Here is a 24,212-nt window from a genome sequence, read left to right as displayed (position 1 = left end):
GATAGCTTTGGATCAGCAGCGTTTAGGTTGCCGACACAAAGCTATCGCGAACAAGCCTGCTCCCACTGTCATGTGCAAAGCGTTAATCTGCGAGGCTTCCATGGGGTGGTGAGGTTTCATGACGTTTCTTTTCCGGCTATCGCTGGCCCTCGCTGGCTTGCTGTTGAGCGGCTGCGAACAGCCTCCAGCCCCGTCCCTCGATCAACAGCTCTATATCTGGCAACGCCAATGGACGCCGGCCCATGAAGCGGCGTTGCGCCAGAGCCATGGCGACTTTTCCAGTCTGCGGGTGTTGGCGTTGCAGGCTTTCCCCGGGGCTGGCTGGAGCCGTGCGCGGATCGATCCGGCGATGCTCAAGGCGGATGGCCGTCCGCTGATTGCTGTGATTCGCCTTGATGGTCAGCTCAAATCCCTGGACCAGGACGAGGTGCTCGCGCAGGTCCAGCAGGTATTGAGTGAGTGGCAAGCCCAGGGCCTGACCCCGGTAGGGGTGGAGATCGACCATGACGCCGGTAACGCCCGGTTGCCGGCCTACGGGACATTCCTGACCCGGCTGCGGCAGACCTTGCCAGCCACGCTGGGGTTAAGCATTACTGCACTGCCGGCCTGGCTCGACAGCCCCGCGTTGCCTGGGCTGCTGGAGACGGTGGACAGCAGCGTGCTGCAGGTTCACGCGGTAAGCGATCCGCGACAGGGGCTGTTCGATCCGAAACAGGCCCAGCGCTGGGCTGAACGCTGGAGCGACATCACCACACGACCGTTCTACCTGGCCCTGCCGGCCTACGGCGTGGCGCTGCTGACGCCGGAGAGCGGCGGGCCGGTGGTTGAAAGCGAAGTGCCGATCGATCGGGGCGGCGAGCGTCGGGAGCTGCTGGCCGACCCGCAGCAAGTGGCCGGGCTTACGGCAGCCTTGCGCGCTGAACCGCCGAAACACCTGGCTGGGCTGATCTGGTTTCGCCTGCCGCTGGCGGGCGACCGGCGGGCCTGGAGCCTGACCACCCTCGGCGCAGTCGCGCGGGGGGATAGCCTGGACAGTCGCCTTGGTGTGCATCTGCAGGAGCAGGACGGTTTGTACGACATCCGGCTGGTCAACCGGGGCAATCTCGACAGCCCCTGGCCCCAGCGGCTGACGCTTGCCGTCGGCGGGTGTGACGGTGTCGATGCCTTGGCCGGTTACACGTTGCAACAAACCCCCGGACTGCTTACCTTCACCCGCATTCAGGAAGGCCGCCTGGCCGCCGGCGCTCAACGGGCGATCGGTTGGGCGCGTTGTACAAAAATCGACCAAGGAGGTTTCAATGTTTACCCGTAAGTGGCCTCGTCACCTGCTGTGTTTGAGCCTCTGCTTGCCGTTGGGCCAGGTGCTGGCCTGTGGGCCGGAATTCCCGATGCGCCTGCTGGATAACCGTGCGCAATCACTGGCCGAATTGCCCGAAGGCAGTTTTCGTTTCGAGGTCAGCCGTCTCGGTCAGGCAATCGCCGGGCTCAAGCCTGTCACCGATGCGACTCGCAACCCGGATTACAGCTATGACGATATGTCCGCCTATGTCGAACAACGCAGCAAGGCCGAACAGCTTGGCTTGACCCCGCCGCAACAAGCGGTGGTCGAGCGTTTGCGGGCGCTGACCGATGTCGAACAGATCGCCACCGAAGCGGCAAACCTGCCGGCCGAATTGCGCTTGTACGCCATGGGGGCGGCTGCTTTTGGTGCCGGTGAGCATCAACGGGCCGCCGAATCGTTCCAACAGTTGCTGGCGTTGCCGGCCGAGCAGCGCCAACTGCGCAGTACTTGGGCGGCGTACTCCCTGGGCCGGGCCTTGTTTGCCCTGAGTACCGAGGCCGGCGGCGGCGAGCCTGCGGCGTTGCAGGATCAGGCTCGGGCAGCGTTCCGTCAGGCCCGTGAGCTGAGTATTGCCGGCTTCAGCGATCCACTGGAACTGGGCGTTGCCAGCCTCGGCGAGGAAGCCCGAGTGGCGTACACGGCTGACGACTGGGACAGCGCCGTCGGACTCTATGCGACCCAGTCCCTGCAAGGTTCCCAGGTCGGCTACAGCTCGTTGCTGCAATTGGCCGGTGACCTGAGCGCCCAGTCGGATGAACGCCTGGGCGAATTGCTCAAGGCCAAAGCGGTGCAGCGTTTGATCACCGCGTATTTGCTCAGCCGCGTCGGTTGGTGGGACGGTGAGGAACCGTCGGGCGAGAAACGACTCTTCACACTGTTGCAGGCCAATACCCGGGACAGCCTGGACGATGCCGATCGCCTGGCGGCGGTGAGTTATCAGCACGGCGATTACGCCAGTGCCAAGGCCTTTGTGCAAAAGGCCTCCGACACGGGCCTGGCCTGGTGGGTGCGCGCCAAGCTGGCGTTGCGCGACGGTGACAAGGCCGCCGCGGCTGCGGCTTACGCGAAAGCGGCCCAGGCCTTTCCGAGCGATGAGTCCTGGGGCAGCCGGCGTACACCGGATTGGGACTTTGAGTCAGTGCAGCCCAAGTGCCGGGTCGAAGGCGAAAGCGCGATCCTGGCCTTGCAACGGGGTGATTACCTGCAAGCCTTCGATCAGCTCTATCGCGGCCAGGGCAACTATTGGTACGACGCTGCCTTGGTTGCAGAACGGGTGCTGACGGTGGATGAGCTCAAGCAATACGTCGACGCCCAAGTCCCGGCGCCACCGGCGTTGAGCCAACAAGATCGCGATAACTATGTGCCGTTGCCGGTGGCTGCGAGCTTGCGCAATCTGCTGGGTCGTCGTCTGTTGCGCGAAGGGCGCTATGACGAAGCGCCGGCTTATTTCGACAATGCCGAGCTGCAAGGCAAGGCCCGGCTCTATGGGCAGTTGCGACAGGATGCAGAGTCCAAGTGGTGGCCCACCCGGCGGGCCGAGGCGTATTTCCGTGCGTCTTGGATGGCGCGTAAATGGGGTATGGAGCTGCTTGGCTACGAGATGGCACCCGATTACGCCAGCCTGGGCGGCAACTACAGCCTGGAGCCCGTTGAGCTGAAGGTCGGGCCGCTGGTGGCCGAGGGTGAGGTACAACGCCAACAGGCCAGCGCCGCACAACCGGACATGCGTTACCACTATCGGTTTGTCGCCACGGCGCTGGCAAGCCAGGCGGCGGATCAGCTGCCCCATACCAGCCAGGCGTTTGCGGCGGTGTTGTGCAAAGCGGTGGGTTACAACTCCAGCCTGGAGGAGCAAAGCGCGTTGTATCAGCGTTACGTCAAGGAAGGCCCTTATGTGGATTGGGCCGGGGATTTCGGTCATCAATGCCAGGAGCCTGATTTCCTCAAGGCTGACAAACGCTACGTCACCCAGGCCCTCGATCCGATTCGCTCGTCACTGCGACCTTATAAGGGCTTGCTGGAAGTGGGTGGTTTGGTGCTGGTGGTGGCAGTGGCGTTGGGATTGATCAGTCGGCGGCGGCGCAAGGCCCGGATCGCAGCCAGTTGAATGGTCAGCGGCCGGACCCGGATTGTGGCGAGGGAGCTTGCTCCCGCTGGACCGCGAAGCGGTCCCCATGGGCTCCCAGGTCAGGTAGGCCGCCCGCAAAATGACGACTGCTTCGCAGCCGAGCGGGAGCAAGCTCCCTCGCCACACAACCGCGTTCACTAAAGCTTTGCGTTGTCCCTACATCTGCGTCGCCATCCCCTCGACATCCATGGCCGCCTGGCGCAACGCTTCCGAACGCGTCGGGTGTGGATGGCAGGTGAGGGCGATGTCTTCGGCCGAGGCGCTGAATTCCATGGCCACGCAGTATTCGCCAATCATTTCGCTGACACTCGGGCCGACCAGGTGTACGCCAAGGATTTCGTCGGTACGTTCATCGGCCAGGACTTTGGCGAAACCCTCGGTCTCGTGGTTGATCTTCGCCCGGCTATTGGCCGTGAACGGAAACTTGCCGACCTTGTAGGCGCGGCCTTCAGCCTTGAGTTGTTCTTCGGTCATGCCGACGCTGGCCAGTTCCGGGCGGGTGTAGATGACGCTGGGGATCAGCCCGTAGTTGACCTCGGCGGCCTTGCCGACGATCTGTTCGATGCAGGCCATGGCTTCGTCTTCGGCCTTGTGGGCGAGCATGGGGCCGGAGGTCACGTCGCCGATTACCCAAACACCGGGCGCTTCGGTGCGGTGGTGCTGGTTGGCGAGCATGCCGCGTTTGTCGGTGCTCAGCCCGACGTTCTCCAGGCCCAGCCCTTGGGTATAAGGCCGACGGCCGATGGCGACCAACACGTAATCGGCGTCGAGGGTCTGCGCTTCGCCGCCCGCCGCAGGTTCAACCTGCAGCTGCACGCCACTCGCCGAGGAAACGGCGCCAGTGACTTTGGAACTCAGCTTGAACGCGATGCCCTGTTTGCCCAGGGCCCGTTGCAGCGCTTTGCCCGCCTCGCCATCGACGCCGGGGCAAATGCGATCAAGGTATTCCACCACCGTCACCTGGGCACCCAGGCGCCGCCAGACCGAACCCAGCTCAAGGCCGATGACACCGGCGCCGATCACCACGAGGTGCCGGGGCACTTCACTCAGGGACAACGCACCGGTGGAGTCCAGGATGCGCTGGTGATCGATGTCCACCCCCGGCAACGGCGTGGGCTCGGAGCCCGTGGCGATGACGATGTCCTTGGCGCTCAGCTCGGTCTTGCCACCCTGTTCGTCGGTGACGGTCACCTTGCCGGGCCCGTCGATGTGGCCCCAGCCCTTGATCCAGTCGACCTTGTTCTTGCGAAATAGAAACTCGATGCCCTTGGTCAGGCCCGTCACGCTTTCCTCTTTCTGTTTCATCATTTGCGCAAGGTTAAGCGTGGGTTTGACGTCGATGCCGAGGTTGGCGAACTCCGCCCCCATGGCCGCTTCGTACAGTTCCGAGGCATGGAGCAGGGCTTTGGAGGGCATGCAGCCGACGTTCAGGCAGGTGCCGCCCAAGGTGGCGCGACCTTCGACACAGGCGGCCTTCAACCCCAATTGTCCGGCACGAATCGCCGCGTTGTACCCACCGGGTCCGCCGCCCAGAATGACCACGTCGTAGTTGCTCATCGCTGTTCTCTCGCTTGGTCTGATAGAAAATTATGCTCGTAATATGAGCGTTTCCAGAGATTTCGGTCAAGGCTTAAGTCAAGGGCCCGTCATGGGCCGTGTGATGAAAAATTCAAAACGGAAATTTCACAGCAATCGTTATAAGGTAACGGCATATAACGGAGCGGCGGTGGCGTCTGTCCACGGTCCCGGATTTAGATCCATCAGCGGCGCTGGAGTGGTATGCAAGTCGATCTTGATGTCGAGGGGGCACAGGTTGCCGAATGGCCGCGCTTTCAGCAGGCGCCGTTTCATGGGCGCCGTTTGAAACGGATCGCTTTTGGACTGGGTGGCCTGGCTGCTGCGGGATGGGTGTTGGCGTTTTTTGTCGGACTGTTTTCGCCGCAATCGCTGTGGCCGGCGCTGCTGGTCGCCCAGAGTGCCGGCTTGCTGGTGCTGGCGATGGGTTTGCAATCGGCCTGGTGGGTGACGCAGTGGCGGGGCAGGGCGCTGATGCCGGCTGTGGATATCTCGGCTGCCGAAGAAGAGCCTGTTGATAACTTGGGCTGGTATGAACGTTTGCTTGAGCGAATCAGTGCCCGCTGGATCGGCTTGCTGAGGCAAATCGGTGCCCCCACCTTGTGGCTGGCCGGTGGCTCCGTGTTGGTATTGCTGAGCCTGGAGCAAACCTGGAATCTGCAATTGCCTGCTGCCGCGCTCGGCGTTTCGGCCAGCGTGGGGGCGGTGCTTTCATTGTTGTTAGCGTTTGGGTTGCTGGTGTTCGAACGTCAATTGGCCCAGCAGCCGGCGGTGGAGTGGCCGGAAGCAGCGTCGCTGGCGCAATTGACGCGGGTGGCGATCATTGTGCTGGTGCTCGGGGCCTTGTGCTTGTTGTTTGCCGCAGAAGCGTCCATCTGGCCGGTGCGGCTGGCGGTGCTGATGGGGGTGTTGCCAGGGCTGGTGGCCGCGGAGTTGCTGTTGCGTGCAGTGCTGTCGTTGTTCAGCCCCCGCCGGGATTCCTTGGAGCCGACACTGTTAGGTCGCAGTGTTATCGCCGATCTGCTGCGCTGGCCGCCTCGACCGCTCATGGCCTTGCAACACGAACTGCACAACCGCTTCGGCATCGATCTGCGGCAGATCTGGGCCTTCAGTTACATGCGTCGAGCCTTTTTGCCGGTGCTGACTCTGGTTGCGCTGGTGGGGTGGTTGTTGACGGGCGTGCATGAAGTGCCGCTGCAAGGGCGCGGCATTTATGAGCGATTTGGTAAGCCGGTGGAGGTGTTCGGCCCCGGTTTGCAGGTTGGGTTGCCCTGGCCGCTGGGCAGGGTGCTGAGCGTTGAAAATGGTGTTGTCCATGAGTTGGCCACCAGCGTCGGCGATAAACGGCCGTCCACGGACGCCGATCCAGCCGAGGGGCCGGCCCCTGCGATAGCCAATCGGTTATGGGACGCCAGCCACGTGAACGACAAGTCCCAAGTGATTGCCAGTCGTCGCGCAGACCAACAGAGCTTCCAGATCGTCAATATGGACGTGCGCTTCGTCTATCGCATCGGCCTTACGGACGCCGCAGCGTTGGCGGCGACCTACAACAGCGCCGATGTACCGACGCTGATCCGCAGCACCGCGAGCCGCATCCTGGTGCATGAGTTCGCCTCGCGTACGCTGGATGGTTTGCTGGGCGTGGACCGTGTCAGCCTGGCCGATGAAATCGGTCGTGCCGTACAAGCTGACTTGCAGTCGCTCGACAGCGGCGTGGAAATTCTGGCGACGGTGGTCGAAGCGATTCACCCACCGGCCGGCGCGGCCAATGCCTATCACGGCGTGCAAGCGGCGCAGATTGGTGCGCAGGCACTCATCGCCCGGGAGCGCGGCGCAGCGGCGGAGCAAAGCAACCAGGCGCAACTGCAAGCCAGCATCGCCCATGACCAGGCTCAAGCCACCGCCCGGGAAATAAACGCGACTGCCCAGGCCGCCGACTTGCGCTTCAACGCTGAACGCAAAGCCTACGCAACGGCCGGCCACGCGTTTGTGTTGGAGCAATACCTCAGCCAACTGAGCCAGGGCCTTGGCAATGCCAGGCTGCTGATTCTCGATCATCGCCTGGGCGGCAGTGGCAACGCGCCGACCATTGACCTTCGTACCTTCACGCTGCCGGCGGATCCCGCCTCGCCGCGTAACCCTGTCCAGCCAGGAGCTGCCCATTGAGCCAGTCTTCTTCACACGATCACCACGACCACGTCGGTCACGATCACGGTCATGCCGGTCATCACCATGGGCATCATCATCACCACCATCACGGCGATTCGCTGCAAGCCGGTCCGTTTCCTTGGCGGCGGATGGGCTGGGCCGTGCTGCTGGTGGGGTTCGCTGTCGCGGCTGCCAGCCTCGTGCAGGTGCGTTCGGGGGAGGCCACGGTGATCACGCGTTTCGGCAACCCGGCCCGGGTACTGCTGCAACCGGGCCTGGGCTGGCGCTGGCCGGCACCGTTCGAAGCGGCCATTCCGGTGGACTTGCGGTTGCGCACTACGTCCAGCGGTTTGCAGGACGTCGGTACCCGCGATGGCCTGCGAATCATCGTCCAGGCGTACGTGGCGTGGCAGGTCCAGGGTGACCCGGATAACGTCCAGCGTTTCATGCGTGCAGTACAGAATCAGCCGGACGAAGCTGCCCGGCAGATCCGCACGTTCGTCGGTTCAGCATTGGAAACCACCGCAGCCAGTTTTGATTTGGCGAGCCTGGTCAACACCGATGCCAGCCAGGTGCGCATTGCCGATTTCGAAGCGCAGTTGCGCCAGCAGATCGATCAGCAGTTGCTCACCACTTATGGCGTGCGCGTGTTGCAAGTCGGTATTGAGCGTCTGACTTTGCCTTCGGTGACCCTGACCGCGACGGTGGATCGCATGCGTGCCGAGCGCGAAACCATCGCCACTGAACGCACGGCGATTGGCAAGCGTGAAGCCGCGCAGATTCGTTCCGCTGCGGAGCGAGATGCGCGAATCGTGCAGGCCGATGCCACGGTGAAAGCGGCTGACATCGAGGCGCAGTCCCGGGTGGAAGCGGCCGAGATTTATGGCCGGGCATACGCCGGTTCGCCTCAGCTCTACAATCTGCTGCGCTCGCTGGATACGTTGGGCACTATCGTCAGCCCGGGCACAAAGCTGATTTTGCGCACCGACGCCGCGCCATTCCGGGTGTTGGTAGACGGTCCGCCTGCTGTGGAACCCAAAGGTGGAACACAACCATGAGTTTGGTTCCACGTGGAACAAATGGGTTGTCCAGCCCATGGATTCAGGCAGGGCGCCTGGCCTTTCTGGCGCTCTATGCGGTCACGGTGCTGGCGGCGTTGGCCTGGGCTTTTTCCAATGTGCGGCAGATCGATCCACAGAGCCGCGCGGTGGTGCTGCACTTCGGTGCCTTGGATCGAATCCAGAATGCGGGCCTCTTGTTGGCATGGCCTCGACCCGTGGAACAAGTAATTTTGCTGCCGGCGGCGGATCGAGTCCTGGAGCTGCGCGTGGAAAACCTGCTGCGTTCGGATGCCGCGTTGCAGGCTGATCGCGTCGCCAGTTTTGCCACGCCGGTCAGCGATGCCTTGGCCGGTTCCGGTTATTTATTGACCGGTGACGCGGGGGTCGTGCAGCTGGATGTGCGGCTGTTCTACAAAGTCACCGAGCCCTACGCGTTTGTTTTGCAGGGCGAACATGTGCTGCCGGCACTGGACCGACTCGCGACCCGCAGTGCCGTGGCCCTGACTGCCGCACGGGATCTGGACACCATCCTGGTGGCGCGCCCTGAACTGATGGGCAGCGACAACCAGGCTGCCGAGCGCCGTGAGCGCTTGCGCGGCGATCTGGTGCAAGGCATTAACCGCCGCCTGGCCGATCTGGCCGCGACAGGGCAGGGGCTGGGCATCGAAGTGGTCCGGGTCGACGTGCAGTCGAGCCTGCCAGGGCCGGCGGTGAGTGCCTTCAATGCGGTACTGACGGCCAGTCAACAGGCCGACAAAGCCGTCGCCAACGCGCGGACCGAAGCCGAGAAACTGACCCAGACCGCCCGCCAGGACGCCGACCGCGCCGTACAAGTCGCCCATGCCCAGGCCAGCGAGCGGCTTGCCAAGGCGTCGGCCGATACCGCCACGGTGCTCGGCCTGGCCAAGTCCCAAGGCAGCGGTCCACAACTGCTGCTGCGCCTTTATCGCGAGCGCATGCCCGCTATCCTTCGTCGCGCCGGCTCAGTGACAACGGTCGATCCGAAAGACGATTCCCGCCTGATCATTCAGGGAGCCGAACAATGACCGCTCAAACCGCCGCCGCGCCGATGTTGTCCAGCGCCGAACAACGCGCTGCCGCCCGCCAATTGACCTTGGCGATGCTCGCTCTCGGCCTGCTCGTCCTGGGCCTGGTGTGGCGCGGTTGGTCGCCGCAACAGAGTGGCGTCAGTCAGCTGCTGTTGGGATTTGCCTCGCTGCTGGTGGCAGTCCCAGTGATGCGGTCGGCTTGGTACAGTCTGCGTTATCCGAGCCTGCATGGGATCACCGATCAACTGATCGCCCTGGCAATGCTTGGCGCCTGGGCCACCGGTGACCTGCTGACCGCAGCGTTGCTGCCGATCATCATGATCTTCGGCCATGTGCTGGAAGAGCGCAGCGTCATCGGCTCCCAGGAAGCGATCCACGCCCTTGGGCAACTGACCCGCAGCCAAGGCCGCAAGGTGCAGGCCAACGGTTCGATCCTTGAGGTCGATAACGGCACGTTGCAACCCGGTGATGTGGTGGAGGTGCGCGCTGGGGACCGGGTGCCGGCCGATGGTCGCGTGTTGTCCGGCCAGGCCAGCCTCGACACGGCGCCGATCACGGGTGAATCGGTGCCACTGGAGGCCGTGGTCGGTACCGAAGTCTTTGGTGGCGCGATCAACCTTGATGGCTTGCTGCGTTTGGAAGTGACTCGCACCGGCAATGAATCAACCCTGGGCAAAGTCATCGCCTTGATGCAAAACGCAGAACGTTCCAAGCCACCCATCACTCGATTGCTGGAACGCTACGCCGGCAGTTATCTGGTGCTGGTGTTATTGCTGGCCGCGGTGACCTGGTTTGTCACCAACGATTCCCAGGCGATGTTGGCGGTATTGGTGGCAGCGTGTCCATGCGCATTGGTGCTGTCAGCGCCAGCGACGGCTATTGCCGGAATTGCGGTGGCGGCGCGCCATGGGATTCTGATCCGCAGCTCGGCCTTTCTGGAAGAACTGGCGGACCTGACGTCGCTGGTCGTCGACAAGACCGGCACGCTGACGTACGGCGCCCTGCGCCTGCAATCCATCGAAACTGTGCACGACGATCACGCTCCTTTACGGGCATTGGCTGCCAGCCTGGGGTCGGCCAGCAGTCATCCGGTCAGCCGCGCGTTGGCGGGGCTGGTGGAACAGGACAGCTGCCTGCCGTTGACCGATATCCATGAGCGTCAGGGCCTGGGTGTGGTGGCGATGACCGAGCGGGGCGAGGCGGCCCTTGGTCGGCCGGAGTTGTTTACTCAGTTGGGTATCGAGACTTCAGCGGTTCCCAATCACGACGGCCCGATTGCCGGGCTGGCCCTGGACGGGCAATTCCTCGCCTGGTTGCTGCTGGCCGACAGCGTCAAGCCAGAAGCGCGGGTGGCCATGGCCGAACTGCGGGAATTGGGCCTTGGCCGTCAGTTACTGCTGACCGGTGATCGCCAGAGCGTGGCCAACACCCTGGCGCGGGACATCGGTATCAGCGATGTACAGGCCCAGGCCTTGCCGGAAGACAAACTCAAGCGGGTCATGGCCGAAATCGACCACGGTTTCCGGCCCATGGTGGTGGGCGACGGCATCAATGATTCCCTGGCACTCAAGGCTGGAGTCGTGGGCGTCGCGATGGGCGCGGGCGGTGCGGACATTGCCCTCGCGTCGGCGGACATCGTGCTGATCGGCAGCGACCTACGACGCCTCGGCACCTGTGTGCGGCTCAGTCGCCACTGCCGGCGCACGCTGCAAGTCAACGTGATCATCGGCCTGGGGTGGACGCTGGCCATCGTGGCCTTTGCAGCATTTGGCTGGCTCGGCGCTGCAGGGGCGATGATCGCGGCGCTGCTGCACAATTTGAGCACGCTGCTAGTATTAGGTAATGCCGGACGATTGCTGCGTTTTCAGGAGCCGCTACTGAAAATCCAAGAGAAGGAAGCCGTTGGATAGCCCCTGCGAACTGTGCGCCGCGCTTACAGTCTGCTATTGGAGAGGGCGTACCATGCTGGTGACCTCCCATACAAGGAGTGAATTTGGGACAACGATAGAAAAAGGCTATAAATTCGATAGCCTGCTATTTTTCTACGATGGTCTACCCTCATTTTCAGACGTCTGAAACAAGGGGGGTTCACTCATGCTCGCGCAACTTCCACCGGCCTTACAGAATCTGCATTTACCGCTTCGGCTGCGGCTCTGGGATGGCCATGAATTCACGCTGGGTGCCGATCCCAGCGTCACGATCGTGGTCAAGGACCCACAAATGGTCGCGCAATTCACCCATCCCAGCCTGGATGCACTGGGGGCGGCGTTTGTAGAGGGCAAACTCGAACTTGAAGGTTCGATTCACGAAGTCATTCGTGTCTGCGATGAATGGAGCCAGGCGCTGGTTGATGAAGACTCCGACCAACTGCCGGTGCGCTCGATCCATGACAAGGAAACCGATGCCAAGGCGATTTCCTATCACTATGACCTTTCCAACGCTTTCTATCAGCTGTGGCTCGACAGCGACATGGCCTATTCCTGTGCCTATTTCGAGACGGGCAGCGAATCCCTCGAACAGGCCCAGCAAGCCAAATTCCGCCATTTGTGTCGCAAACTGCGCTTGCAGCCCGGTGAATACTTGCTGGATGTCGGCTGCGGATGGGGCGGTTTGGCGCGGTATGCGGCGCGAGAATTCGGTGCCAAGGTGTTTGGCATTACCCTGAGCAAAGCGCAACTGGCGTTGGCCCGGGAGCGGGTCAAGGCGGAGGGGCTGGAAGATCAGGTGGAGTTGCAACTGTTGGACTACCGTGACTTGCCCCAGGACGGCCGCTTCGACAAGGTGGTCAGCGTCGGCATGTTTGAGCACGTTGGCCACGCCAACCTCGAGCAGTACTGTAAGACACTGTTCGGCGCCGTGCGCGAGGGTGGGCTGGTGATGAACCACGGCATTACCGCCAAGCACACCGATGGTCGTCCGGTCGGTCGCGGCGCGGGGGAGTTCATCGAGAAGTACGTGTTTCCCAACGGTGAGCTACCGCACCTGTCGATGATTTCCGCGCACATCAGCGAAGCGGGGCTAGAGATTGTCGACGTGGAAAGCCTGCGCATGCACTACGCGCGCACGCTTGATCATTGGAGTGAACGCCTGGAGGACAACCTCGAGGCCGCTTCGAAGGAGGTGCCGGAGCAGGCGCTACGGATCTGGCGGTTGTACTTGGCTGGCTGCGCCTATGCGTTTGCCAAGGGCTGGATCAATCTGCACCAGATCCTGGCGGTGAAGGCCCACGCCGACGGCAGCCATGAATTGCCCTGGACCCGTGACGACATCTACACGCCTTAAAGAATCGGGGAAATCAGCCGGGCGATCCGCATGCCGACCTTTTGCAGGCGGTGGGTTTCCCGGCCTTCTTGTTTGTCGATTTCCTGGGCTTGGGCGAAGTCCCTCTCAAGCATCTGCTCGACCTCGGTGGCGAATGGGATATCTACGGTTAGCAGCATCACTTCGAAATTCAATCGGAACGATCGGTTGTCCAGATTCGCACTGCCGATGGCGCTGATTTCCCGGTCGATCAGCACCACTTTCTGGTGCAGGAAACCCGGCTGATAACGGAACACTCGCACACCGGCGCGCACCGCTTCAAACGCATACAGGCTGGAAGCCGCGTAGACGATCTTGTGGTCTGGTCGTGAGGGCAGCAGGATGCGCACGTCCACCCCGCGCAGCACCGCCAGGCGTAACGCGGCGAACACCGCTTCGTCAGGAATGAAGTAAGGCGTTGTGATCCAGACGCGTTCGCTGGCCGCGTGAATTGCCTCGACAAAAAACAATGAGCAGGTTTCGTAGGCATCGGCCGGGCCGCTGGCCAGCAACTGGCAGAGCACACCGTCGTCCGGGTAAGAGTCTGGCAAGATCAGTGGCGGCAACGAGCGGGCCGCCCAGAACCAGTCTTCGGCAAACGACTCTTGCATGCTCCCCACCACCGGCCCGCAGACTTCGACATGGGTGTCGCGCCACGGTGCCAAGGGCGGCTTTTCACCCATGTATTCATCGCCCACGTTGTGTCCGCCGACGAAACCCAGGACGCCGTCCACCACGACGATCTTGCGATGGTTGCGAAAATTGACCTGGAACCGGTTGAGCCAGCCGCTACGGGTCGCGAAGGCTTTCACGTGGACACCGCCGTCGCGCAACGCCTGGACGTAGCGGTGGGGCAGTGAATGGCTGCCGATGCGGTCATAGAGCAGATACACCGCTACGCCTTCGGCAGCTTTTTTCAAAAGCAGCGTTTGTAGGCGCAGGCCAAGACGGTCGTCGTGAATGATGAAAAATTGGATCAAGACGGCCTGGCGAGCGTCATCGATGGCCTGGAAAATCGCCTCGAACGTCGCATACCCATTGACCAGCAATCGCACCTGATTGTTCGCCAGGCACGGTGTGCGCCCCAACTTGGGCATCGCCCGTAACGAGGCATAGGCCTGGGAGGCGCGAGCGGTCAGGGCTTCCTCGACCCATGGGCGCCAGTTCAATTCGGAGATGGCCTTGCGCATCTCCTCGTTGGCTTGCCGGCGCGCCTTGATGTAGCCGTCGAAGGTGCTGCGTCCGAAAACCAGGTAGGGGATCAACGTCAGGTAGGGAATGAACACCAGCGACAGGGCCCAGGCAATCGAGCCTTGAGCTGTGCGCACCGTCAGTACCGCATGGACAGCGGCGATGGAACCCAGGGTGTGGAGGAGTGCGATCAGGTAACCGAAAACATGGGGGCCGAAAAAATCCATGGGGCAGCCTTGCTCCTGAAACTTCAATGCTTAACAGACCATGTTCCCGGGCGAATGTCGCTATTTAATTCACTCATCCGGGGCCTGAACCGAAGCCTGTGGGCGGCGTCTAACGGCCACTTGTCCTCTGGAGTTTATGCAATGAATGTTCGTCTGCTGGGTTTGGCCTTGGCGGTTGGCTTATCGGTTCCGATGGCAGCTCAGGCGCAGATGCTTCAACCGGGTTTGTGGGAACTGACCACCAGCAACATGAAAGTCGATAACCAGAACCTGCCGGACCTGCAGCTTCTGCTGGGCCAAGTGCAAAACCAGATGACCCCGGAGCAACGGGCAATGCTGGAGAAGCAGGGCATCACCATGGGTGGCAAAGGTATTCGTGTGTGCCTGACCCCGGCGCAGGTGCAAACCAATGACATTCCGTTGCAAGACCCGCAATCGGGTTGCAAGCAACAGATTACCGACCGTACCGGCAATCAGTGGAAGTTTCGCTTCAGCTGTCCGAAAGCCCAGGGCAATGGTGTCGCGACGTTCCAGAGCGATCGTGAATTCACCACCAAGGTCAACGGCACCTTCAATGCGACTGGCATCCAACAAAACGGCAGCCTCGATACCCGTGCTGTTTGGTTGGGGCAGGATTGCGGGACGGTCAAGCCGAGGGCCTGACCCTTCTCTTAGACGCTGAGATCTCCGTGGCGAGGGAGCTTGCTCCCGCTGGGCTGCGCAGCAGCCCCATTGGACCTGCCCCTCACCACATAAGCAGCCTGATCAAGGCCGACTCAAAGCCTCATACAACGTATTGAGGTTGTACTCGAACAACCCAGTAAAGGTGCTCGCCGGCCCACTGGCCGCGAGGGCGTCAGAGTACAGCGTACCGCCAATGTGCGCGCCGCTCTCGTCGGCAATCTGCTTGAGCAGGCGCGCATCCTTGATATTTTCCATAAACACCGCTTTGACTTTCGCCTTACGGATCTGGGTAATCAGCGCCGCGACTTCTGCCGCCGAGGGTTCACGCTCAGTGGACAAACCCTGGGGCGCCATGAACTCGATGCCGTAGGCCTGGCCCAGGTAACCGAATGCATCGTGGGACGTCACGATCTTGCGGTTGCCGGGCGGCAATGCACCGAACTTGGCCTTGGCTTCGGCGAGCAGGGCGTAGATGTTCTTCAGGTACGCCTGGCTGTTGCGTTCGTAATCGGCTTTGTTGGCCGGGTCGGCGGCTTCCAGCGCTTTGGTGATGTTGCTGACATACAACTCGGCATTCGCCAGGTTATGCCAGGCGTGCGGATCGGGGATGGTTTCGCCATCTTCATCCAGTGAGCGTGGGATCACCCCACGACTTGCGCTGATCACCGGTGCGCTGGTTTCGGTGCTGGTGACCAGGCGATCCAGCCACGGCTCGAAGCCCAGTCCATTCTTGATGATCAGTTTTGCCTTGAGCAGAGCCTTGGCGTCGTCTGGCGTGGGTTCGTAGGTGTGCGCATCGGCGTCCGGGCCGACCATGTTGGTGATTTGGATATGCTCACCGCCGACCTGTTGGGTCATGTCGGCGAGGATGCTGAAGCTGGTCACTACCTGAAGTTTTTCGGCGGCAGATAAAGACATGGACAGCATCAGACTGAACAGCACGAGCAGGACGCGCATCGGGAAACACCTCATTGGGATGTGAGCAAAGGCGGGCGGCGCAGCAAGCCGTGCACCGGACCGAACACCACGGACAACAGATACAACGCACCCGCCACCAATACGATGGCAGGCCCGCTGGGCAGCGATAGATAGAAGGACAGCAACAGGCCGAGCCACACCGACAGGCAACCGAGCAGTGCCGCGACCATCATCAGGACTGGCAGCCGACGGCTCCAGAACCGCGAAGCGGCAGACGGCAGCATCATCAGGCCGACCACCATTAGCGCCCCGATGGCTTGGAAGCCGATCACCAGGTTCAACACCACCAAGGTCAGGAATACACCGTGGGCCAAGGGACCCAGGCGACTGACGGTTTGCAGGAACAGCGGATCCAGGGTGTCGAGCAGCAGGGGGCGGTAAATCAGTGCCATCGCTACCAGGCTGGTTCCGGAAACCCAGAGCATGCCGGTGAGCGTTGGGCCGTCTACTGCCAGTGCTGAGCCAAACAACAAATGAAGCAGGTCCAGGCGCTTGCCGGCCATGCCGAGTATCAACACACCAGCGGCCAAGGAAATGGGATAGATCGCCGCGAGGCTGGCGTCTTCCCGCAGACCGGTACGACGGGTGATCCATGCGGCCAGCCCAGCCATACCCAGACCCGCGCCGAGACCACCCAACGTCAGGGCGGGTAGGCTCAGCCCGGCGAACCAAAACCCCAGGGCCGCGCCGGGTAGAATGCCGTGAGCCACGGCGTCGCCGATCAGGCTCATGCGACGCAAAATCAAAAAGACCCCCAACGGAGCCGTGCTGCAAGCCAACACCAGGCCGCCAAGCAACGCCCGGCGCATGAAGACGAATTCCTGAAAAGGTTGCCAGAAATGGGTGGCCGCGAGCATCAGGCCACCCGCGTGCAAGGTTGCTGGGCAATCAACTCGACACTGCGATCCAGCACGCAGCCGGTGTGGCGGATCAGTAATGTGTCAGGCATATGCTCGCGTACCGCCGCCAAGTCATGACAAACCACCACCAGGGTTCTGCCCGCAGCATGCCAGCCATGGATGTGTTTCCACAGCAGCGCCTGGCCCTGTTCGTCGAGAGCGGCGTGGGGTTCGTCGAGCAACAGCAATGGCGCTTCAGCCAGACTCAGGCGAGCGAGTAGGGCGCGTTGTAACTCGCCGCCAGACAGCGCCATCAACGGGCGATGTTCCAGACCTGCCAGCGCCCAGTCTTCCAGGACGGCCTGGAGCAACTTTTTTCGCATGGCTGGCGTGTGGCGGTTACCCCAGGAACCGGCGGCGACCAACTCTTGCAAGCTGATGGGGAATTGCCGATCCAGATGTTGCTGCTGTGGCAGGAACGAGACACCGCCACGTCGTGGAACATCCAACGTGACTTTGCCGGACAGCGGTTTTTGCAGCCCCGCGAGCACTTTCAGCAAACTGCTTTTGCCTGAGCCGTTGGCACCGATGATGGCGGTCAGGCTACCCGCCGGCCGCGCCATGTTCAGCGACGGCGTGAGGGGTTGTCCGGGCGCGCCCCAGCGCAAGGTCTGGCAACGGATCATGATGCCTCCCGCTGCCAGCGGCTTTCGGCCACGGCGTCATGGGCATGCAGGCTTTCGGCGTGGACGACGCGAACATCCAGGGCGACGATGTTGGATGACCGCCGCAAGGCTGTGCTTAATCGCCGAGCGGCATCCTCGCAGAACATCAGATTCTGGCCGTTGGCGAGGGCGAAGGCCTGTTCATCGGCGCGTTTGACTGCAGTTTGCACAGCGGTGCCGAGGGCGGCTTCGGCTTCGTTGATCAGAGACAGCAAAGGCAATTCGTCGACGTTGGCCTTCAATCTTAGATTCAGGGTCGCAGTACTGCGCTGGCTATGCGGGGTAGCCACAATGCCGTTCGCTGAGCCCAACCAGGCCAGGATGTCGGCGTGCTCAAGCCGCTTGTTGGCGAAGTCGTTCACGAATTGCTGCTGGATCAGCTGTCGAGCAAGTGCTGCTGAGCAAGGGCAGGTGGAGGAATAGGGAATCTGGATTTTCAGTTCCACGTGGAACACTGCGTCTCTCAGCTGCGCTTTAATGCTCACTGGATAACGCTTCCAGCCCGCCAGTGGGCTGATCAGCGCCGGACGCTTGAGTAGCAAATCAGTATGGATGCTCAGGGTGGCGGTCTGGGACAAGCCTTCATGACTATCAAGAAATTGCTGCAACACGCGGCGCAACAGCATCGGGGAAAGCGGCGTCTCTTCCAGCATATCCAACGCCAGGTACAGACGTGACATGTGAATACCCCGAGCGTCTCCATCGTCGAGGCTGACACCCGCGTCGGCGATCGCGCTCAGACGCTGACCGTCAATTAACACGGGGGTTGCGATGCCGCACATGCCGACCCAATCGAGGGGCAACGCTTGGCGTGAAACCTGCGCAGCAACGTCTGGCAGCGTTAACGCATTCATGGTCAAGGTCCATCGTAGGTTTGAATTAATGTTATAGTATAACAGTTAATTCAAAGAAACCTTTTCCATGAACGGAGTTTCATCTGCTCCTCTCACGTTCCACGTGAAACATCAGTGTGACGAAGAATCCTGGCAACCGTTCATACGGCCGCAGACGAATTTTCCGGTACTACCACCCGAGCTGGAAAATCGATTGATCGTCGTCCAGCCAACACGCTGACTGTATCCAACCCAACTCTCTCCGTCGGACGCCACGCCTGTAAAGAACGTGAGCTGACCGTAGCGACTGTTGGTTTGCGCCCAATAGCGACGACTGAACGCTTCAAAACCACGCAAATAAATCGTACTTCCGCTCGTCGCGACGCTGTAGGCGTTGCCTTGCCCATCCACACAAGCCAGCAAATTCGCGCTGCGGGTGCAGTTCGCCAAGAGCGGGTTTTGTGCCGAAGCACTTAGCACCCACAGCAACAACGGGCTCGCCAAGACGAATTTCAAATGATTGCGCATTGATTGTTCTCAGACCAATGAAGGCTGCGGGGCTGGTTGAATTGCGTTGTTATACTATAACATAAATAGCACGCAGACCTTGAACCCAGTCAAAAGCCTGAAAACGAGCCGCAACACGCGTGAACAGCGTGAGCAAAGGCCGCCCCGATGAGGATATACCTGATGCCCAATCGCCTTCCCGTCACCGTACTTTCCGGCTTCCTTGGTGCCGGCAAAAGTACGCTGCTCAATCACGTGCTGCGTAATCGCGACAATCTACGGGTCGCCGTGATCGTCAACGATATGAGCGAGATCAACATCGATGGCAGCGAAGTCCAGCGAGATGTCACCCTGAACCGCGCCGAAGAGAAACTGGTGGAGATGAGCAATGGCTGCATCTGCTGCACGTTGCGGGAGGACTTGCTGGAGGAAGTCGGTCAGCTCGCCAGGGAGGGGCGCTTCGATTATCTGCTGATCGAATCGACGGGTATTTCTGAACCCTTGCCGGTGGCTGAAACCTTCACTTTCCGCGATGAAGAGGGCCGCAGCCTGGCCGATGTCGCCCGGCTCGACACGATGGTGACGGTGGTTGATGGCGTGAATTTCCTGCTGGATTTCCAGGCCGCCGAAAGCCTTGCGTCACGGGGTGAAACCTTGGGCGAGGAAGACGAGCGCTCGATTACTGACCTGTTGATCGAACAGATCGAGTTCGCCGACGTGATTTTGATCAGCAAAATCGACCTGATCAGCCGTCACGAACGGGAGGAGTTGGTCGCCATTCTGCAACGTCTCAACGCCCAGGCCCGGATCATCCCCATGGTCATGGGACAGGTCCCCTTGGGGAGCATTCTCGACACCGGCCTTTTCGACTTTGAGCGCGCGGCTCAAGCCCCCGGCTGGCTACAGGAGCTGCGCGGCGAACATGTGCCCGAGACCGAAGAATATGGCATCGCCTCGACGGCCTATCGGGCGCGCCGACCCTTTCATCCCCAGCGGTTTTTCAATTTGATCGACCGCCCATGGACCAATGGCAAGCTCCTACGCTCCAAGGGTTTCTTCTGGCTGGCCAGCAAACCCGAAGAAGCGGGCAGTTGGTCCCAGGCCGGCGGCTTAATGCGGCACGGATTTGCCGGGCGCTGGTGGCGTTTCGTACCAAAAAACCAATGGCCGCAGGACGAAGAAAGTACCGCCGCCATTCTGAACAACTGGCTTGCGACCACGGGCGATTGCCGCCAGGAGTTGGTATTCATCGGGCAAAACATCGACTTCACCCGGCTCAGCGCGGAGTTGGATGCTTGCCTGCTCACGGACGCTGAAATGGCCCTGGGTGTCGAGAGCTGGCGCTTGTTGCCGGACCCGTTCGGTCCGTGGCATGACGAGGTTGCGGCATGATGCTGGCGTCCACTCTGAAAAGGCCTACACAGGTGCGGCAGGTCCAGGGCGAAACGCCGCGGATTCTGACGCAGATCCTGGACGACGGCACCAACCTGGCGGTCTGGCAACGTGAGCTTCCGGCCCACATCCACGATTTTTCGGCGTTGGTGCTTTCGCTGGATGAGCCTCTGGCTGAGTCGCTGGTTCTCGAATTGCCGGAAGAGGACGCACCACCGGCGTTGCACGGTCTCGCCAAGGGCTTCAGCGACCTACAAGGCTACGAGGGCTTTATCGCCGACGTCGCCTGGCTGGTCAGCGCGTTTGCGTGCCTGCTAGGGGCACGGCGTATCGGCCTGCGTCTGCGCACTCTGGACAAAGCCATGTGCCCGCGCTTTCACGTCGACCACGTGCCGGTACGGCTGATCACCACTTACGCCGGTGTCGGCAGCCAATGGTTGGAGGAGGGGGCCATGGACCGTCGATGCCTGGCGCAGCCTGAGGCCGAGCCCTGCGATCCGCGCGTAATCCAGCAGCTGTGCAGTGGTGATGTGGCGTTGCTTAAAGGCGAGAAATGGCACGGCAATGAAGGGTCCGGCCTGATCCATCGTTCGCCGGAGCCGGCCCCGGGGGAACGTCGATTGATCCTCACGCTGGACTGGCTGGCCTAAGGCTTGAGCCAGGTACCCTGGCTTTGCCCTTCACAAAACGGCTGGAGATAAGCCGCATCGGTGGCCACGCCGTAATAGTGAATATCCTGGCGGTAGGGCATATTGGCGACTTGGGCGTTGCTGCAGATACCAAACGCGCCGCCAGGGCACTGATCGACGTACTGCACCTCGACTTTTTGCCCGGCGAGGCTTGGCTGGCAGAAACCGTCGGCGAACAACTTCTGCGGAATGTTGCGGTTCTGCTGGCAGACTTTCACATCGAGCCGTTCCGCCTGACTGTGCACCACACAGGCCTGGGCCAGTGCCTGGTTCGAAGTCAGTGCCAGTAACAACCAGCCGATCATCCGCATTTTCACCTCCATCGAAAGCTGTCGATTATGTTGCAGAACATTCCCACCCATGTCATCGCCGGCCCCTTGGGCGCGGGCAAGACCAGCTTGATCAAGCAACTGCTGGCCCAGCGCCCGGCCAACGAACGCTGGGCGGTGTTGATCAACGAGTTCGGCCAGATAGGCCTGGATGCCGCGCTGCTGACCCAGGCCGCCGATGGTATCGCACTGGGCGAAGTGGCCGGCGGCTGTTTGTGTTGCGTAAACGGTGCGCCCTTTCAGATCGGTCTCGGTCGTTTGCTGCGCAAGGCGCGACCGCACCGACTGTTCATCGAGCCTTCCGGGCTGGGCCATCCGGCGCAACTGATGCGACAACTGAGCGAAGCGCCCTGGCTCGGCGTGCTGGCGGTCCAGTCTTGCGTGCTGGTGCTGGACGCCCAGGCGATGGCGGCGGGCAAGCCGTTGCCCGAGGCCCAACGACAAGCCTTGGACTACGCCGGACTGTTGGTGTTGAACAAAGCTGAAAACCTCACCGAAACCGATCGCGCCCACGTCACCGCGCAACTGCCGCAGCGTGCGTTGTACTGGACACAACAGGCGGTGCTGCCGATTGATCGACTGCCAGGGTTGGCGGCTCGAGGGAGCGGGGTTGTGAATAACCTGGTCTTGCCTAAGGACGTGGGCCAGATGCCAGCCATCTGGACTGACCCGAAGTCGCCGATCTGCCTGTATCAGCAGCAGGAAGGCAGTTGGAGTATCGGCTGGCGCTGGCATCCGAGCCAGTCATTCGACACGGTGGCGCTGGCTCAATGGCTAAGAGGCTGGGGTTGGAAACGCGCGAAGCTGGTTATCCACAGCGCCGACGGCTGGGTATCAGCCAATGCGTTGGACGGCACCGCACTGGGTTGGAACGCCAGCGAGTGGCGCCAGGACTCACGGATCGAACTGATTTTCGATGAGCCGCAAGACGTTGATGCCCTGCAAGCCGGTCTGGCGAATTGCCGGTGCCCCTGAGTCAGTCCTGTTTCAAGGCTTCCACTTGTTGTGTTCCTGACGCCACTGGCTCAACTCGATGACCTCAGCCCTGGGCCTGGTCGGGACCGGTTCAATCGGCGTGGGCGGTGATTCTTCGAATGGCATCGGGTAGGGCGCCAGCTCGATGTGTGCGCTGTGGGCACCGAACTGGGTAATGGTGCCCGAATGGCGGGTCTCACCCGTGACGGTAAATTCGAAATTATAGATACGCGCCAAGCGTCGTCGTCCGTTCGCATCTTTCACGAAGCCGATCTTTTTCAGCGCCACGTTGCCGTCCAGCAGCTCGATCTTGAGGTTGGCGCAATGCTGCATGACCCTCGCCAAGGCCCGTTCGCGCAAGCCATGGTTATGCCACAGCCAGGCGCCGCCGGTAGCCAGCAGCATCAGCACGAAAATATTTCCAAGGGTCAGCATGAACGAAGTGCTCCAACAAGTTGCGGTCAGCTTAACTGTGTCGCCGGTCTGTCGTACAGGCTGCGTTTAGTCGCATACTGCGCGGCTCGAATTCCAATCGTTTTACGGAAACTTCCCGCATGAAACGTACACCTCATCTGCTTGCCATCCAGTCTCACGTGGTATTCGGTCACGCCGGCAACAGCGCTGCCGTATTTCCGATGCAGCGGATTGGGGTGAATGTATGGCCGCTCAATACCGTACAGTTTTCCAATCACACCCAGTACGGGCAATGGACTGGGGAAGTGCTTGCGCCGCATCAGATACCGGCCTTGGTGGAGGGCATCGCGGCGATCGGTGAGCTGGGCAATTGCGATGCGGTGCTGTCCGGGTACCTGGGCAGCGCCGCCCAGGGGCGGGCGATCTTGACGGGGGTGGCGCGGATCAAGGTTGCCAACCCCAAGGCGCTGTACCTGTGCGACCCCGTCATGGGGCATCCAGAGAAGGGCTGCATCGTGGCGCCCGAAGTGAGCGAGTTTCTGCTGGAAGAAGCCGCTGCCGTGGCGGACCTCATGTGCCCGAACCAACTGGAGCTGGACAGTTTTTCGGGGCGCAAGGCGCAGTCGCTGCTGGACTGCCTGGCCATGGCCCGTGCATTGCTCGCCCGTGGGCCGAAAGCGGTGTTGGTCAAGCATCTGGCCTATCCCGGCAAGCCCGATGACAGCTTCGAAATGCTGCTGGTGACCGCCGATGGCAGCTGGCATCTACGCCGTCCGCTGCTGGCTTTCCCTCGTCAACCGGTGGGCGTGGGTGACCTGACGTCGGGGTTGTTCCTGGCGCGGATACTGCTGGGAGACAGCCTGGTGGCGGCGTTCGAGTTCGCCGCCGCAGCGGTACATGAAGTACTGCTGGAAACCCAGGCCTGCGCCAGCTACGAGCTGCAACTGATCCGCGCCCAGGATCGGATTGCCCATCCACGAGTGCGTTTCGAGGCGGTGCCGATCAGCCTCTGATCGGCACCGTGGAAATGCTGCGAATTCTGTGGGAGCGAGCTTGCTTGCGATGAGGCATCACATTCAACATAGATGTTGGCTGTGACATCGCCATCGCGAGCAAGCTCGCTCCCACATTGATCTTTGTCGATCCGTTAAGGCCCGTCCGCCTTGATCTCCTGATACCGCTTTTCCAGCTCCTGGCGGATCTGCCGGCGTTGCTGGGCTTGTTCATAACGGCGCTTTGCTTCGCCGTTCTGCGGTTGCAGCGCAGGGACAGCGGCCGGCTTGCGCTGGTCGTCCACCGCGACCATGGTGAAGAAGCAGCTGTTGGTGTGGCGTACCGAGCGTTCGCGAATGTTTTCGGTCACGACTTTGATGCCCACCTCCATCGATGTGTTGCCGGTGTAGTTCACCGACGCCAGGAAAGTCACCAGCTCGCCGACATGAATCGGCTCACGGAAGATCACCTGGTCAACCGATAGGGTCACCACGTAGCGTCCGGCGTAGCGGCTGGCGCAGGCATAGGCGACTTCGTCGAGGTATTTGAGCAGGGTGCCGCCATGGACATTGCCAGAGAAGTTGGCCATATCGGGGGTCATCAACACCGTCATCGACAGCTGGGCGTTTCCGGGTTCCATAACGTTCTCACGGTTCAAGGCAGCAATTCGGGGAGTGCACCTCTGCGGGTGCTGGTGGGTGGCCGAACAGACCACCAGGTTTTCAAAACCACCGATATCGGGACGCTGCGCCTGTGGTTGCCGTCACGCGCCGATGGATCTGTTTCCATATATTGCACCGTCTTTTTGTCGGAAGTCGCGGTGTTACCCTTCA

At 61.4% G+C, this 24,212-nt stretch carries 22 protein-coding genes; 12 read left to right on the top strand and 10 right to left on the bottom strand.

The features are described from left to right. The first annotated feature begins 118 nt into the window (after positions 1 to 118). Together CD58_RS28565 and CD58_RS28560 are read left to right on the top strand one after the other, a co-directional pair. Complete coding sequence (locus CD58_RS28565; RefSeq protein WP_025216262.1) at positions 119 to 1,312, top strand: DUF3142 domain-containing protein; 1,194 nt, start codon at positions 119 to 121, stop codon at positions 1,310 to 1,312. Then, entirely contained in the window at positions 1,299 to 3,449 is a 2,151-nt protein-coding gene (locus CD58_RS28560) for a hypothetical protein (RefSeq protein WP_025216261.1), read from the top strand. Before CD58_RS28565 ends, CD58_RS28560 begins: the two co-directional genes overlap by 14 nt. Positions 3,450 to 3,626: 177 nt before the next feature. Here CD58_RS28560 and lpdA read toward each other — a convergent pair whose 3' ends face one another. Beyond that, a complete protein-coding gene (lpdA, locus tag CD58_RS28555; protein WP_025216260.1) occupies positions 3,627 to 5,027 on the bottom strand; it encodes a dihydrolipoyl dehydrogenase in 1,401 nt (466 codons plus the stop codon). Between the two features lie 222 nt (positions 5,028 to 5,249). Here lpdA and CD58_RS28550 point away from each other — a divergent pair, with 222 nt between their 5' ends. The 5 genes from CD58_RS28550 (at position 5,250) to cfaB (ending at position 12,585) form a co-directional block, all read left to right on the top strand. Beyond that, positions 5,250 to 7,211 carry a protease modulator HflK gene (locus CD58_RS28550; protein WP_025216259.1) on the top strand — a complete coding sequence of 654 codons (1,962 nt, stop codon included), beginning with the start codon at positions 5,250 to 5,252 and terminating at the stop codon, positions 7,209 to 7,211. After that, complete coding sequence (gene hflC, locus CD58_RS28545) at positions 7,208 to 8,251, top strand: protease modulator HflC (RefSeq protein WP_025216258.1); 1,044 nt, start codon at positions 7,208 to 7,210, stop codon at positions 8,249 to 8,251. Before CD58_RS28550 ends, hflC begins: the two co-directional genes overlap by 4 nt. Beyond that, positions 8,248 to 9,300, top strand: a complete 1,053-nt coding sequence (gene hflK, locus CD58_RS28540) for a protease modulator HflK (RefSeq protein ID WP_025216257.1) — start codon at positions 8,248 to 8,250, stop codon at positions 9,298 to 9,300. Before hflC ends, hflK begins: the two co-directional genes overlap by 4 nt. Beyond that, the gene (locus tag CD58_RS28535) at positions 9,297 to 11,213 is read left to right on the top strand and encodes a heavy metal translocating P-type ATPase (protein WP_025216256.1); all 1,917 of its coding nucleotides are present in this window, start codon (positions 9,297 to 9,299) and stop codon (positions 11,211 to 11,213) included. The genes hflK and CD58_RS28535 overlap by 4 nt, the downstream gene beginning before the upstream one ends. A gap of 184 nt (positions 11,214 to 11,397) precedes the next feature. Further along, positions 11,398 to 12,585, top strand: a complete 1,188-nt coding sequence (gene cfaB, locus CD58_RS28530) for a C17 cyclopropane fatty acid synthase CfaB (RefSeq protein WP_025216255.1) — start codon at positions 11,398 to 11,400, stop codon at positions 12,583 to 12,585. Here the strand turns inward: cfaB and cls are convergent. Beyond that, entirely contained in the window at positions 12,582 to 14,021 is a 1,440-nt protein-coding gene (cls, locus tag CD58_RS28525) for a cardiolipin synthase (protein WP_025216254.1), read from the bottom strand. The genes cfaB and cls overlap by 4 nt on opposite strands. A 141-nt stretch (positions 14,022 to 14,162) precedes the next feature. Here cls and CD58_RS28520 point away from each other — a divergent pair, with 141 nt between their 5' ends. Continuing rightward, positions 14,163 to 14,684, top strand: a complete 522-nt coding sequence (locus tag CD58_RS28520) for a DUF3617 domain-containing protein (RefSeq protein ID WP_025216253.1) — start codon at positions 14,163 to 14,165, stop codon at positions 14,682 to 14,684. 102 nt (positions 14,685 to 14,786) lie between these two features. Here the strand turns inward: CD58_RS28520 and CD58_RS28515 are convergent, their stop codons facing one another. From CD58_RS28515 to CD58_RS28495, 5 genes are all read right to left on the bottom strand, one after another. After that, a complete protein-coding gene (locus tag CD58_RS28515) occupies positions 14,787 to 15,662 on the bottom strand; it encodes a metal ABC transporter substrate-binding protein (protein WP_025216252.1) in 876 nt (291 codons plus the stop codon). An 11-nt stretch (positions 15,663 to 15,673) separates the two neighbouring features. After that, on the bottom strand, positions 15,674 to 16,540 hold the full coding sequence (locus CD58_RS28510; protein WP_025216251.1) for a metal ABC transporter permease: 867 nt from the start codon (positions 16,538 to 16,540) through the stop codon (positions 15,674 to 15,676). Next, positions 16,540 to 17,208, bottom strand: coding sequence for a metal ABC transporter ATP-binding protein (locus CD58_RS28505; RefSeq protein WP_025216250.1), 669 nt, complete (start codon positions 17,206 to 17,208; stop codon positions 16,540 to 16,542). The genes CD58_RS28510 and CD58_RS28505 overlap by 1 nt, the downstream gene beginning before the upstream one ends. Beyond that, a complete protein-coding gene (folE2, locus tag CD58_RS28500; RefSeq protein WP_025216249.1) occupies positions 17,205 to 18,101 on the bottom strand; it encodes a GTP cyclohydrolase FolE2 in 897 nt (298 codons plus the stop codon). Before folE2 ends, CD58_RS28505 begins: the two co-directional genes overlap by 4 nt. 111 nt (positions 18,102 to 18,212) lie before the next feature. Further along, positions 18,213 to 18,608, bottom strand: coding sequence for a hypothetical protein (locus CD58_RS28495; RefSeq protein WP_025216248.1), 396 nt, complete (start codon positions 18,606 to 18,608; stop codon positions 18,213 to 18,215). Positions 18,609 to 18,770: 162 nt separating this feature from the next. Here CD58_RS28495 and zigA point away from each other — a divergent pair, with 162 nt between their 5' ends. Next, positions 18,771 to 19,979, top strand: a complete 1,209-nt coding sequence (zigA, locus tag CD58_RS28490) for a zinc metallochaperone GTPase ZigA (RefSeq protein WP_025216247.1) — start codon at positions 18,771 to 18,773, stop codon at positions 19,977 to 19,979. Then, entirely contained in the window at positions 19,979 to 20,629 is a 651-nt protein-coding gene (locus CD58_RS28485) for a DUF1826 domain-containing protein (RefSeq protein ID WP_025216246.1), read from the top strand. The genes zigA and CD58_RS28485 overlap by 1 nt, the downstream gene beginning before the upstream one ends. On the opposite strand, the gene CD58_RS28480 is transcribed toward CD58_RS28485, so the two are convergent. Further along, positions 20,626 to 20,979 carry a hypothetical protein gene (locus tag CD58_RS28480; RefSeq protein WP_025216245.1) on the bottom strand — a complete coding sequence of 118 codons (354 nt, stop codon included), beginning with the start codon at positions 20,977 to 20,979 and terminating at the stop codon, positions 20,626 to 20,628. The genes CD58_RS28485 and CD58_RS28480 overlap by 4 nt on opposite strands. A gap of 27 nt (positions 20,980 to 21,006) precedes the next feature. Here CD58_RS28480 and CD58_RS28475 point away from each other — a divergent pair, with 27 nt between their 5' ends. After that, entirely contained in the window at positions 21,007 to 21,972 is a 966-nt protein-coding gene (locus tag CD58_RS28475; RefSeq protein ID WP_025216244.1) for a CobW family GTP-binding protein, read from the top strand. Between the two features lie 12 nt (positions 21,973 to 21,984). Here the strand turns inward: CD58_RS28475 and CD58_RS28470 are convergent, their stop codons facing one another. Next, complete coding sequence (locus tag CD58_RS28470; RefSeq protein WP_025216243.1) at positions 21,985 to 22,407, bottom strand: DUF3301 domain-containing protein; 423 nt, start codon at positions 22,405 to 22,407, stop codon at positions 21,985 to 21,987. Between the two features lie 119 nt (positions 22,408 to 22,526). On the opposite strand from CD58_RS28470, the gene pdxY reads away from it, so the two are divergent. Further along, complete coding sequence (gene pdxY / locus CD58_RS28465; protein ID WP_025216242.1) at positions 22,527 to 23,399, top strand: pyridoxal kinase PdxY; 873 nt, start codon at positions 22,527 to 22,529, stop codon at positions 23,397 to 23,399. 134 nt (positions 23,400 to 23,533) lie between these two features. Here the strand turns inward: pdxY and CD58_RS28460 are convergent, their stop codons facing one another. Continuing rightward, positions 23,534 to 24,019: an acyl-CoA thioesterase gene (locus CD58_RS28460; RefSeq protein WP_025216241.1), complete on the bottom strand. Its 486-nt coding sequence runs from the start codon at positions 24,017 to 24,019 to the stop codon at positions 23,534 to 23,536. Positions 24,020 to 24,212 lie beyond the last annotated feature (193 nt).

The sequence above is a fragment of the Pseudomonas brassicacearum genome, assembly GCF_000585995.1.
In the GTDB taxonomy this organism is placed as follows: Bacteria; Pseudomonadota; Gammaproteobacteria; order Pseudomonadales; family Pseudomonadaceae; genus Aquipseudomonas; species Aquipseudomonas brassicacearum_A.
Note: the sequence above shows the minus strand (reverse complement) of the source record. Positions and strands in the feature narration are given on the sequence as shown.